This window comes from Mycoplasma procyoni (assembly GCF_017052595.1).
In the GTDB taxonomy this organism is placed as follows: domain Bacteria; phylum Bacillota_I; class Bacilli_A; order Mycoplasmatales; family Metamycoplasmataceae; genus Mesomycoplasma_A; species Mesomycoplasma_A procyoni.
The window spans coordinates 1-13,041 of the sequence record NZ_JAFIDB010000013.1 but is presented as its reverse complement, the minus strand read 5'-3'; the positions used below and the strand labels follow the sequence as shown (position 1 = coordinate 13,041).

Sequence of the window (13,041 nt, the reverse complement as noted above, 5' to 3'; positions counted from 1 at the left end):
AAACATTACAAAGTTTTTTTCTAAAAGAAAGAGAAGAAAAAATAAAATCATCCTTAAATAAAAATCTTTTTAAGAAATTTAAAATTCTAAAATTATCAAAACCAAGATTTCTAATAGAAACAAAAAAATTCAAAATAATACCAATTTCATTTCAAATTGAATTCAAGAAAGGGACGGTTGAAATTATTATTGAAAACAAAATCAAAAGATCAATGGAGAAAATTATAAATTTTAAAATAAAAAAAAGTAGTTAGAAACTACTTTTTGACGCACACCAGCGCCCCCCCAAAAGGGGTCATAACATCATTATAGCACCAAGAAACAATTAAAAAACAAAAAATGATATATTTTCTTATTCTATCAAGAATTTTAAACACTAAATTTAAGATAATTTACTTTATTATTAACTATTTTCAAACACAACTTAAACAAAAAGCAAGCCCAAAATTTTATTTGTAAAAAAATTGATGAATTTTAAAATTTCGACAATAAAAAATGTATAATTTAAATAATACTAAATAACTTTAAGGAGTAAAAATGACACCACATATTAATGCCAAAAAAGGCGACATTGCTAAAACAGTTTTAATGCCAGGAGACCCTCTAAGAGCAAAATTTATAGCAGAAACATTTCTTACAAACGTTAAACTTGTAAATACAGTAAGAAACATGTTTATGTACACAGGATTATATAAAGGAAAACCTATTTCTGTTGCTGCTTCAGGAATGGGACAACCATCAATTGGAATTTATTCATATGAATTATTTAAATTCTACGACGTTGACAGAATCGTTAGAATTGGTTCTGCAGGAGCTTACACAGAAGATTTAAACCTATATGACGTTGTGCTAGCTGATAGTGCTTACTCAGATTCACATGCTTTTGCACAATTAGTTTTAGGAGAAAACACACACGTTATGGAGCCTTCTAAAAAACTAAATGCTCAATTACTAGAAAATGCACTAAAATTAGGAATTGATGTTACAGTAGGAAGAATCCACTCATCAGATGTGTTTTATGCATCAAGACCTTTATCAAGAACTATTGAAATTACACAAGCACTAGCTGTAGAAATGGAATCATTTGCTTTATTTGTAAATGCTAAAAAATTAGGAAAAGAAGCAGCTTGTCTATTAACAATTTCAGATAACTTAATTACTAAAGAAGAAACATCATCAGAAGAACGTGAAACAAAGTTCAGAAAAATGATGGAAATCGCTTTAGAACTAGCTTAATTTATTGAAGACAGACTAACGCACAATGTTAGTCTTTCTTTATTATTTATTAATTTATAAAACGGAGAAAAAATGAGAATTGTCGATTTAATTATTAAAAAACGTGAAGGTTTTGAATTGAGTGAGCAAGAAATTCAATTCATTATCAAAAACTATGTTTCAGGTGAAATTAAAGATTACCAAATGGCTTCATTCTTAACTACAGTGCTTTTTAAAGGAATGACTCCAAATGAAATTGGTGTTTTTACCCTTGAAATGATGAAATCAGGAAAAATTATTGACTTAAGTGCCATTAAAGGAATCAAGGTTGATAAACACTCAACAGGGGGAGTTGGAGATAAAACCACATTAGTGGTAGGTCCAATTATTGCTGCTTTAGGAGTTCCTGTTGCTAAAATGTCAGGTAGAGGTTTAGGACATACAGGTGGAACAATTGACAAACTTGAATCTATTCCAGGATTTACAGTTGCTTTAAGCGATCAACAATTTATTGATCAAGTTAATAAAATCAAAATTGCAGTTATTGGTCAAACAGATGATTTAGTGCCAGCTGACAAAAAACTTTATGCACTAAGAGATGTAACAGGAAACGTTTCATCAATGCCACTAATCGCTTCTTCAATTATGTCTAAAAAATTAGCAACAGGTTCAGATGCTATTTTATTAGATGTTAAGTGTGGAAATGGAGCTTTCATGAGAAATCTTGAAGAAGCTCAAGAACTTTCAAGACAAATGATTGAAATTGGAAAACAATTAAACAGAGATGTAAGGGTAGAAATTACAAACATGTCTCGTCCAATGGGTAGAGCAATCGGAAACAAAAACGAAGTTCTAGAAGCAATTAAAACACTAAAAAATGAAGGCCCAGCAGACTTTGTTGAACTATGTTATTCAGCTTGTGCAACAATCTTAAAGCAAGCTAAAGTAACTCAAAACGATCAAGAAGCACTAAAAATGATCAAAGAGGTAGTAGAAAGCGGAAAAGCGCTTGAAAAATTCTATGAATTTATTAAAGTTCAAGGTGGAGATGTTGAATTTTTAAAATCAGACAAGTTCTGAAACCCAAAACACAAACAAGAAATATACGCAGAACAAGATGGATTTATGGAAATTACATCAGCTCTTGAGTTTGGTAATGCTGCTATGAAATTAGGAGCTGGAAGACTAACTAAAGAGGACTCAATTGACTTTGAAGCAGGAATTGAAATTGCCAAAAAAACAAATGAATCAGTTAAAAAAGGTGATTTACTATTTACACTTTACTCTTCAAAATCAATCAATCCAGAAATTGCACAAGAACTAAAAGCATCATACAAAATTAATAAAGAACAAGTTGAAAACAAAATTATTTTAGACAAAATGGAGTAAAAAAATGAATTGAGCAAAATTAATCGATCACACATACTTAAAACCAGAAGGTACATCAAAAGAAATTAACAAACTTATTGCAGAAGCAAAAGAATACGGATTTAAAACAATCTGTGTTAACTCATGTTGAGTAAAATATGCAAAAGAAAAATTAGAAGGTTCAGGAGTTGGAATTACTTCAGTAATTGGTTTCCCTTTAGGAGCTATGACAACTCAAGCCAAAGCACACGAAGCAAAATTAGCTACAGATCACGGAGCTGATGAAATTGATATGGTGCTAAACATTGGTAAATTCAAAGACAAAGAATACGACTTTGTTTTAAATGACATAAAAGCAGTTAAAAAAGAAATTGGTTCAAAAATTCTTAAAGTCATTATTGAAACAGCTTTATTAACAAAAGACGAAATTAAAAAAGCAACAGAAATTGTTTTAAAATCTGGTGCAGAATTTGTTAAAACTTCAACAGGATTTTCATACAGAGGTGCTTCTGCAGAAGACATTGAAATTATGAAAGAAGTTGTTGGGGACAAAATTGAAATTAAAGCAGCCGGAGGAGTAAAAAGTCTTGAAGACCTACAAAAAATGTATGAATTAGGTGCTACAAGATTCGGAACTTCTTCTGGAGTTGCAATCATGCAAGGTGCAAAATTAGATAAAAACAGCGGTTATTAAAACTTTTGAGGAGGAATATGATAAAAGTATTAGACCATCCACTTATTACAACAAAATTAACGATAATGAGAGATAAAAACACATCACACCATTTATTCAGAGAACTTCTCAAAGAAATTTCTACACTAATGGTTTATGAAATTCTAAGAGATTATCAAACAATTGATTATCAAGTTGAAACACCAACAGGATCAATTGCAAACGGAAAAAAAATGGACAAAGAAATTGTTTTAGTCCCTATTTTAAGAGCTGGTTTAGGAATGGTTGAAGGAATTTTATCTTTAGTTCCTACAGCACGTGTTGGTCACATTGGAGTATATAGAGATGAAACAACATTCCAAGCACACGAGTATTTTTATAAAATACCTAATGTTGCAAAAGATTCTCAAATCCTTTTATTAGATCCAATGTTAGCAACAGGAACGAGTGCAATTGATTCAATTACAAGACTTAAAAAAGACGGCTTCACAAACATTAATTTAGTTTGCTTGGTTGGTGTTCCTGAAGGAATGCAAAACGTTCACAAACAACACCCAGATGTAAAAATCTTTTTAGCAGCTCAAGATGAGTATTTAAATGCTAAAAAATACATTATTCCTGGTCTTGGAGATGCTGGAGATAGGATTTTTGGTACAAAATAATGGCTCAAAAATTACACAATATCGCATCTGTTGACATCGGTGGAACAAACGTTCGTTTTGCTCTTGTTCAAGATTTTAAAATCACTAAAAAAATCAAATTTTCAACAGATCAAAAGAACTGAAAAAACACTTTAGATAAACTAATTGAGCTAATTAAAAAATATAACATCACAAAGCTTGCTCTGTGTATTCCTGGTCCTGCAAACTACGAACAAGGAAAGATTCTCAAGAGTCCAAATCTTAAAGGTTGAACAAAAATTGATCTTAAAAGTTACCTTTTAGAAAATACAGATCTTCAAAAAATTGTTTTTGAAAATGATGCTAATGCAATGGCACTTGCAAATCATCATTATTACAAACAAACAGAAAAAGATGTTACACAATTTTTCACCGTTTCTACAGGATTTGGTGCAGGTTTAGTAATTAACAACAAGATCTACACAGGAATTAACCACCTCGCTCAAGAAATCGCAAGAATTCCTTTAGGAACAAATCAAGATGATGTTTTTCATCTTTCAAAATATGCTGCTGAAAACTTTGTTTCAGGAACAGGAATTCAATTAAGAGCTTCAAAACTCACAAACAATCCATCTTTAGAAACTAAAGAAATTTTTGAGAATTACACACAAAACCCTGTATATAAGAGTGTAATTGACGAAGCTATTTTATCTTTAGCTAAAACAATTGCTACAACAATTGGATTTTTAGCTCCTAATTTAATTGTGTTTGGTGGTTCTGTATCTAATCATAATACTTGATTTATAAAAGAAGCAATTAAAGTTTCAAAAGAATTTTGTGATATAAATCAATTCAAACAAGTTAAATTTAGATTTGACAAACTCAAAGATAATTCAGCACTTGTTGGTCTTAATTTACTTGCAAAAGATTTATAATGCACTATTTTAAAGAAAAAAAAGTTTACAACATAGCACTAAGCGGATTACTTAGTGCTTTGTCATTAATTGCTTTATTTTTTAGCAGCATTATCCCTGCTTTTCCTCCTTTTAACATATTGGGACTAAAAGTAGATTTATCACTTATTTTTATTATCATAATCTTCTTCAAAACAAACATTTATTATGGACTAGCAAGCTTTTTAATAAGGTTTTTAATCGGTCCTTTTCTCTCTGTTTCTAGTTTTGATCCAACGCTCTATTTTGGACACTTTATTTTACTAATTACAGGGACAATCTATGTTTTTTGACTTTTATTCTTTGTAAAAATGATAAAAGTTAATCTACTGGCTTCATTGATAATTGCGACGTTCTTAACAGCACTTATAATGACGCTTTTAAACATATTTTTCATAACACCACTCTATTTTAATATTCTTAAGTTTACAGACGGTCCATTCATCAACTCAACACTACAAACTTGAGATGCTTCTTTAAAAAAATACTTTTTAAACTGAAATTACTTTTTAGCTTTTTTTGTTGCTTATTTTCCATTTAATTTAGTAAATTTCAGCATCACATCAGCTTTTGTTTTTGTTTTAATTAAGTATCTAAAAATAGACAAAAAAATGATATATTCTTAAAATTGGCACTTTTTTAGTTGAAGTGCTAATTTTTATTATATAATTAAATAATGTTAAAGGAGAGACAATGAAAAAGAAAGTAATAGTAGCATTTGGTTTAGAAGTTTTCTATCCAAATAATGTTTATAATGTAAGGGTAGCAAAAGATATAATAAACGAGTTAATATCAGATGATTTTAAAGACAAAAAAATAGACTCAAATACAGAGTTAGTTTTAGTATTCAAAAACAATCAAGCGCCTAACTTTTTAGTTAGTTCTGTAGATGACATTGAAAAGCAAGCTTTTCTTGTAAAAATGCTTGAAGAAAAAACTGAAAACAAAAAGAGAATTTTTAAATTATCAATTATTAAACATGTTGAGGTTAAACAGTTATATTTTGGTTATGATGGTGATGATTCTGTGCTTGATTCAACACTGGCTGAATATAAAGAAGTTGAAGTTAAAGACTACAAAGATGAATCTAAACTTTTAGATTCTTTACAAGAAAAAGTGTTGACTTTATTAAAAGCACACACAATTTTTGGTGACATTCACACAACTCTTTCACAAACACTTGCTGAAAACAAAAGTGATTCAGTTACAAATATTAAATATTTAATTTCTTTTTTAAAAGAAACAGTTGATTTAAATAAAACACTTGCAAAACAATTAATAAGAAAGCCTGATTTAGTAGAGCAGGTTCAGTCTGTTATTGAATTAATCCACTATTTAGTTCAAGAAAAAGAAATCGTCGACAGCATCGATACAATAATGAAAAAAAATCTAGACAAACAACAAACTGAGTTCATTTTAAGAGAAAAAATGAAGATCATCAGACAAAAACTAGATGAACAAGACGTTAACGAAGACAAAAAAGAAGAAGAACTTGCAAAACCTTTAGATCAAAATAAATTCCCAGAAGAAGCAATTGCAGTTATTAAAAATGAAACAAGAAAACTAAAAGGAATGATGTCAAGCTCACCAGAAGCAAACATCTCAAAAACCTATTTAGACCTAATTTATTCCCTTCCTTGAAAAAAGGTTGCAATCGAACACTTAAATATTGAAAAAGCAGAAAAAATCCTTTCTGAAAAGCACTATGGACTTGAAAAAGTTAAAGAAAGAATCCTTGAATTTCTTGCTGTTTTAACAAACAAAAAAGAAGTTTTAGACAAACAAAACAAAAACAAACTTTTTGAATTACCTAACCAAGAAGAAGCAATCGATTCTTCTCTATTTTCAAAAGATTCAGATGTTCCAAGAAACAACATGCCAATTTTAACATTGGTAGGACCTCCGGGTACAGGGAAAACCTCTATTGCAAAATCAATTGCAGACGCAACAGGAAGAAAAATGATTAAAATTTCTTTAGGAGGAGTTAAAGATGAATCTGAAATTAGAGGACACAGAAGAACTTATGTAGGTGCTCTTCCTGGGAAAATCATTAGTGCAATTAAAAAAGCTGGTGTTTCAAACCCAATTATTTTATTAGATGAAATCGATAAAATGTCTTCAGATTTCAAAGGTGATCCAGCTTCTGCAATGCTTGAAGTTTTAGATCCAGAACAAAACAAACACTTCCAAGATCACTATTTAGAACTTGAATATGACTTATCTAAAGTTCTTTTCATTGCTACAGCAAACTATTTTGAAGGAATACCACACGCTCTTGCAGACAGGGTTGAAATCATCGAACTTTCATCTTATACACTACTTGAAAAAGTACAAATCGCAAAAGAACACTTGATTCCAAAAGTTCTTGAAGAAAATATGCTCGAGTCAAAATACTTCGAAATTGACGAAAAAACTATTGAATTTGTAATTCAAAAATACACAAGAGAAGCTGGAGTAAGGGACTTAAAAAGAAACTTCGATAAACTAGCTAGAAAAATAATTACAAAATTACTTAAAAAAGAAATTAGCTCAGAAAGCTATAAAATCGATCAAAAAGTTGCTAAAGAGTTATTGGGGGTTGAAAGATTTAGTGATGACATCAATGAAAAAGAAGCTCAAGTTGGCGCTGTAAATGGTTTAGCTTATACTTCTTATGGTGGTTCAACTTTATCAATCGAAGTCACAACAATCGAGTCTCCAAAAGCAGACTTAAAATTAACTGGACAACTAAAAGATGTTATGCGTGAATCTGCAGAAATCGCTTTAAGTTTTGTTAAGTCTAAAGCAAAAGAATTTGACATTGATTTTGATTTTGAAAAACATCAAATTCACATACACGTTCCTGAAGGTGCTGTTCCAAAAGATGGGCCTTCTGCTGGAGTAACTTTCACAACAGCTATCATCTCAGCTCTTTCTAAAAAACCTGTATCACCAAAAGTTGGAATGACAGGAGAAATCACACTTAGAGGAAAAGTTTTAGCAATTGGTGGACTAAAAGAAAAATCATTAGCTGCTTATAAATTTGGAATTGACACAATATTCATTCCTCAAGAAAATGAAAGAAATCTTGTTGATATTGCTGAGGAAGTTAAGAAAAATGTTAAATTCATTCCAGTTTCAAATTATCAAGAAATTTATGATGTTTTATTTAAAAACACAAAGAAAGTTAAATAGCAATATTTAAAAAAGGCCAAAAAAAGCAAAAATTCTTACGTTTTTTTGCTTTTTTTATTTAAAAATTGTATAATTTGAATTATGAAAAAGCTAGACAAAATTACACCTTGAAAAACAAATTTTGCACAATGATACGTGGATGTTATTAAAAACGGAGAATTAATGGAATATGGTCCAGTTAAAGGGACTATAGTTTTTAAACCTAACTCTTATGCAATTTGAGAAAATATTCAGTCAAAAATGAATGAAATTTTCAAGTCTAAAGGAGTTCAAAACGTTTATCTACCTATGCTTATTCCTGACTTTTTCATTAAGACTGAAAAAGAACACGTTGAAGGATTTGCTCCTGAATTAGTAACAGTTACACACGTTGGTGAAAAAAAATTACACGACAACCTTTATATTAGACCTACAAGTGAAGTTTTATTTGCTGATTTATTTAAAAAATCAGTTGAATCATACAAGGATTTACCTTTAATTTACAATCAATGAACAAACGTTATGAGATGAGAAAAAACTACCAATCCTTTCTTAAGAACAAGCGAGTTTTTATGACAAGAAGGACATACAGTACACTCAGATCCAACTGAAGCAAGAAAACTAACAAGAGATATGATCAAAACTTACGAAAAATTCCTTAAAAAATACCTTGCAATTCCTACAGTTGCTGGTAAAAAAACTCCAAAAGAAAAATTTGCTGGAGCTTGCTCAACTTACACAGTAGAAGCCATGATGAAAGATGGAAAAGCTCTTCAATCAGGAACTTCACACTATTTAGCTCAAAACTTTTCAAGAGCTTTTAACATTACATTTAAAAATAAAAACAACGAAGATGAGTTTGTTTATCAAACTTCTTGAGGAATTTCAACAAGACTTTTAGGAGCTCTAATCATGACTCACGGAGATGATTCAGGAATCATCATCCCTCCAAAGATTGCTCCAATTCAAGTTGATATTCTTGAGTTATTTGCAAACAAAAATCCAAAAGTTTCACAAGTAGTTAATGATCTGGAAAAATGACTTTCTAAAAAAGTTAGAACAAGAGTTGACAGAAGTGACAACCAACCTGGATTTAAGGCTGCTAACTCAGAGATCCAAGGTGTTCCTTTAAGAATTGAAGTAGGACCAAAAGATGTTGAAGAAGGTGTTGTAACAGTTGTTAGAAGAGACACTTTTGAAAAAGAAAGAGTAAGTCTAGAAGATATTAGAGAAGTTGTTGAAGATAAATTAATCCAAGTACAAGATCAACTTTATAATGCTGCTAAGAAAAGACTTGAAGCAAACACAGTTATTGTTTATGATTACACTTCATTCAAAGAAGAGATTGCTAAAAACAAATTTGTTATCATTCCATTTAATGGAGATGAAGCTGAAGAAGAAAGAATCAAAGAAGAAACTGGAGCAACTTCAAGATGTATTCCATTTAAATATCTAAAACCAAAAGATGAATCTCTATGTATTTTTAGTCAAAAACCAACTAGAAGATTTGTTCTTTTCGCAAAAGCATACTAAAATCGCTGTGGCGATTTTTATTTTTTAAGCTACTCGACGAAAAAAACGCAAAAAATAGCAATTTTTTCGTCTATGAAGTTATTTTTTGTAAAAAAACACAAAAAATGCTTTATTATTAAGTTATATAAATTTTAGGAGGAAACATGAAAAAATTTGATGTAGCAATTATAGGAGCTGGTCCTGGTGGATATTCATTAGCAAACATACTTGCACAAAACGGAAAAAGCGTAGCTTTATTTGAAAAGAAACACCTTGGTGGAACTTGTGTTAATGAAGGATGTATTTCAACTAAAACTTTAATTAAATCAGCAAAAGTTTTAGATACACTAAAACATGCAGAAGATTTTGGTTTAAAAACAGCTTCATTTCACTCACACTTTAATCAAATTCAAAAAAGAAGAATTGAAAACAAACAACTATTAAATGGAGCAATTGAAAAATCATTAGTCGCTTCTGGTGTTGAAATTTTTTGAGGAGAAGCAGAAGTTTTAGACAAAAACACACTTCAATTTAAAGATCAAAAAATTAACTTTGATAAATTAGTTTTAGCAACAGGTTCTTCTTCAAGATTCTTAGAACTGAAAGGATTTAAAGAGGCTTCACAAAAAGGATTATTAATTAATTCTACAGATGCACTTGAATTACAAAACCAACCAAAAACACTAAATATTATTGGTTCTGGTCCTATTTCTTTAGAGTTCGCATACTTTTATTCAACATTAGGAACAAAAGTTACAATTTTAGAAGCAAGAAAATTCTTACAAACACAAGATCTTAATATTCAACAAAGTGTAAGAGCCTATTTAGAAGAAAAAGGTGTTGAAATTATTGAAGATGTTAATTTAGTAGAATTTAAAGATAACAAATTAGTTACAGAAATCAACTCAAAAACAAGAGAATTTGAAGCTGAAAAAACACTTCTTGCTGTAGGAAGAATTCCAAACACAGACTCATTTAAAAAACTTGGTGTTCAATTAGATCCAAGAGGGTTTGTAAAAGTTGATCAAACAATGAAAACAAACATTGAAAATGTTTATGCAATCGGGGACGTAACAGGTCTATTTATGTTATCAACAGTTGCTTACAAAACAGGAGATATTGTTGCTAAAGATATTTTAGGACACAAAAATAACGAGTTATTTGATGCTAAAACAACTCCATGATCAGTGTATTTAAATCCAGAATTTTCAGGAGTTGGAGAAACTGAACAACAACTTAAATCAAGAAATGCACAATACAAAGCAATTGTTTTACCAGCAGCAGCACTTCCAAGAGCGCATGCAGATGGTTTAGACAAAAAACACGGATTTGTTAAATTCTTAATCGATCTAAATACAGAAGAAATTTTAGGTTCATTTATGTTTTTAGAAGGTTCTCATTTAATAATTAATGAAATAGCGTTAGCAATGAGACTAAAACTTAAATTCAGTGATTTACAAAGTGCTTCATACACACACCCAACAGTTGCAGAAGCAATTTACTATGCAACAAGAGGATTTGCTTTTTCTAAAAAATAAAACAAAACAAAGGGAAATCCCTTTGTTTTTGTATTAGCTTTGTTGATTTTGTTCTGTGTTATCTTCGGTTTCTTCTGTTTGTTCTTGTTCATCTATAACTTCTTCAGATGATGTGTTTTCTGTGTTTTCGGTTTCTTTAGCGGCCTGTAGTTGCTCTTCTTTTTGCTTACGCTTTTTCTCAATGTTGCTTTGCATTTTTGTTAAGAAAGTTCCTGCAATAACCCCTGAAGGAATTGCGAAGATAGCAATTCCAATAACAGACATGATCATAACAAGTGTTTTGGCAATATCTGATTGAGGTGAAATATCTCCATAACCTATTGTAGTAAGCGAGATAGTTGTGAAATAAATTGCTTTTGAAAATGAGTCTACATAGCTCGAAGGTCTTTGATCAGCAGGCAAGCTATTTACATAATCTGTTTCAACATCTAAAATAACCAACGAGAACAGAATAACAATAATAAATAGTAAAACGAAAACGTTAATTAAAATTGTTTTTTGAGTCTTAAATACAGAAAATAAAGAAGAAAAGGATCTGAAAATGTTTAATAGCATCAAGATTCTAATCATTCTTAAAAACTTAAAACTCTTTAAATAATTAATAAAAGGTATGTTTAAATTGTTTGGAATTATTAAATCAATTACATATAAAGAAGGTAAAAGAGAAATAATTAAACTGAAAGATAAAGAAGAAAATAAGAATCTTAACCTTGGTTTTTTTGAACCTTTTATATTTCTTGCAGGTGCACTTCAGAATCACAAGAAGTAATCAAATAAGAATAAAAAGAAAGTGATGATTTCTGAAAACGCAACAAAAAATAGTAACGATGTTTTTGTTTGTTCATCTTTAATTATTCCGAAAATCCCTGTAACAAGGATAGAATAGAAACTGAAAAAGAATACAACGGCGAAATAAATTCATTTTGAAATCGTAACAGCATGCTTGTCTTTATCTTCGATTTTTTTTAAGTGATATCTACTTCCGACAATATTATCAAGAACATCTATAAAGTATCGCGATTTTAAGAAACCTAATTTTGTTTTTAGGAAATTTGTGTTTTTCATATTGCTTATTATACTTTATTTTGTATTTTTTAAAGTATAATTTGAGTATGTTTTATAAAGAAATAAAAACAACAAACGATACAGAAATTGAGTTAGTTGTTAAAGAAATTTTTGAAAATGACTGAAAATTCCTTTATTTAAATGGTGATTTAGGTGCTGGAAAAACTACTTTAACAAAAGCGATTGCTAAAAAGTTGGGCATTAAAGAAAATATCACTTCACCGACTTTTAACATAATGAAAATTTATAAAGGATTAGTTCATATTGATGCTTATAATATTAATGGCGATCTTGATGAATTTGAAGATTATTTTGAAGACAATAAAGTAATTATTGAGTGGTCTAATAATCTTGATCTAAATTACGAAAATGTGCTTGAAATAGATATTCTTTTTGATCAAGAAAACAACAGAATATACAGAATAAAAAAGGAAAAGTAATGAAAATTTTTATCGATACAACAGCAAAATCCTTTGTTTTAGCTCTTTTTGATGCAGAATCAAAACTTGTAGATAAAACAATTATTGATAACATAAAAGAAAAATCAGAAATTTTACCAATTGAATTTAGTTCTATTTTAAAAAGAAACAATTTAGATATTAAAGATATTAAAAAAATTTTCATTAACATTGGTCCAGGAACTTTCACAGGAGTTAGAATTTCTTTAGTTTTCGCAAGAACTTTAGCTCAACTAACTAACATAGAACTTTTTTATACAAACACATTTTTATTATTTGATCAAAAACAAAGAAAAGAAATTTATATAGACGCAAGAGGGAAAGATTCTTATTTTGCAGTAGTCGAAAATAATAAACTAGTTTCTAATATAGAACTAGTAGAAAAAAAAGGTTTAGATCAAGAACCTGATTATTTATATTTAATTAATAATTTTAGTTATTTTGAAAATTTAGTTTTTGAAAAATCAGAAAATATTTTAGAACTAG

The 13,041-nt window shown here is 29.5% G+C and carries 13 protein-coding genes; 12 read left to right on the top strand and 1 reads right to left on the bottom strand.

Going from position 1 to position 13,041, the window contains the following annotated elements; all coding sequences use genetic code 4:
• The 10 genes from JV122_RS04040 to JV122_RS03995 all read left to right on the top strand — a co-directional run.
• Positions 1-254 (top strand): hypothetical protein (locus JV122_RS04040; protein ID WP_205843234.1); only part of this gene is annotated, 254 nt, incomplete at its 5' end.
• 283 nt (positions 255-537) lie between these two features.
• Complete coding sequence (deoD, locus tag JV122_RS04035; RefSeq protein WP_205843233.1) at positions 538-1,236, top strand: purine-nucleoside phosphorylase; 699 nt, start codon at positions 538-540, stop codon at positions 1,234-1,236.
• 72 nt (positions 1,237-1,308) lie between these two features.
• Positions 1,309-2,604, top strand: a complete 1,296-nt coding sequence (locus JV122_RS04030; protein ID WP_205843232.1) for a pyrimidine-nucleoside phosphorylase — start codon at positions 1,309-1,311, stop codon at positions 2,602-2,604.
• 4 nt (positions 2,605-2,608) lie between these two features.
• Positions 2,609-3,277, top strand: a complete 669-nt coding sequence (gene deoC / locus JV122_RS04025; protein WP_205843231.1) for a deoxyribose-phosphate aldolase — start codon at positions 2,609-2,611, stop codon at positions 3,275-3,277.
• A 17-nt stretch (positions 3,278-3,294) separates the two neighbouring features.
• Positions 3,295-3,918 carry a uracil phosphoribosyltransferase gene (gene upp / locus JV122_RS04020; protein ID WP_205843230.1) on the top strand — a complete coding sequence of 208 codons (624 nt, stop codon included), beginning with the start codon at positions 3,295-3,297 and terminating at the stop codon, positions 3,916-3,918.
• Complete coding sequence (locus JV122_RS04015; RefSeq protein WP_205843229.1) at positions 3,918-4,811, top strand: ROK family protein; 894 nt, start codon at positions 3,918-3,920, stop codon at positions 4,809-4,811. The genes upp and JV122_RS04015 overlap by 1 nt, the downstream gene beginning before the upstream one ends.
• A complete protein-coding gene (locus JV122_RS04010; protein ID WP_205843228.1) occupies positions 4,811-5,455 on the top strand; it encodes an MPN527 family putative ECF transporter permease subunit in 645 nt (214 codons plus the stop codon). The genes JV122_RS04015 and JV122_RS04010 overlap by 1 nt, the downstream gene beginning before the upstream one ends.
• Before the next feature lie 67 nt (positions 5,456-5,522).
• On the top strand, positions 5,523-8,003 hold the full coding sequence (lon, locus tag JV122_RS04005) for an endopeptidase La (RefSeq protein WP_205843227.1): 2,481 nt from the start codon (positions 5,523-5,525) through the stop codon (positions 8,001-8,003).
• Positions 8,004-8,084: 81 nt separating this feature from the next.
• A complete protein-coding gene (proS, locus tag JV122_RS04000) occupies positions 8,085-9,515 on the top strand; it encodes a proline--tRNA ligase (RefSeq protein ID WP_205843226.1) in 1,431 nt (476 codons plus the stop codon).
• Between the two features lie 143 nt (positions 9,516-9,658).
• A complete protein-coding gene (locus JV122_RS03995; RefSeq protein WP_205843225.1) occupies positions 9,659-11,032 on the top strand; it encodes a dihydrolipoyl dehydrogenase in 1,374 nt (457 codons plus the stop codon).
• A gap of 33 nt (positions 11,033-11,065) precedes the next feature.
• On the opposite strand, the gene JV122_RS03990 is transcribed toward JV122_RS03995, so the two are convergent.
• The gene (locus tag JV122_RS03990) at positions 11,066-12,097 is read right to left on the bottom strand and encodes a potassium channel family protein (protein ID WP_205843224.1); all 1,032 of its coding nucleotides are present in this window, start codon (positions 12,095-12,097) and stop codon (positions 11,066-11,068) included.
• 47 nt (positions 12,098-12,144) lie between these two features.
• Here JV122_RS03990 and tsaE point away from each other — a divergent pair, with 47 nt between their 5' ends.
• Complete coding sequence (gene tsaE, locus JV122_RS03985; protein ID WP_205843223.1) at positions 12,145-12,537, top strand: tRNA (adenosine(37)-N6)-threonylcarbamoyltransferase complex ATPase subunit type 1 TsaE; 393 nt, start codon at positions 12,145-12,147, stop codon at positions 12,535-12,537.
• A partial coding sequence (gene tsaB / locus JV122_RS03980) for a tRNA (adenosine(37)-N6)-threonylcarbamoyltransferase complex dimerization subunit type 1 TsaB (protein WP_205843222.1) occupies positions 12,537-13,041 on the top strand: 505 nt, incomplete at its 3' end. The genes tsaE and tsaB, both read left to right, overlap by 1 nt.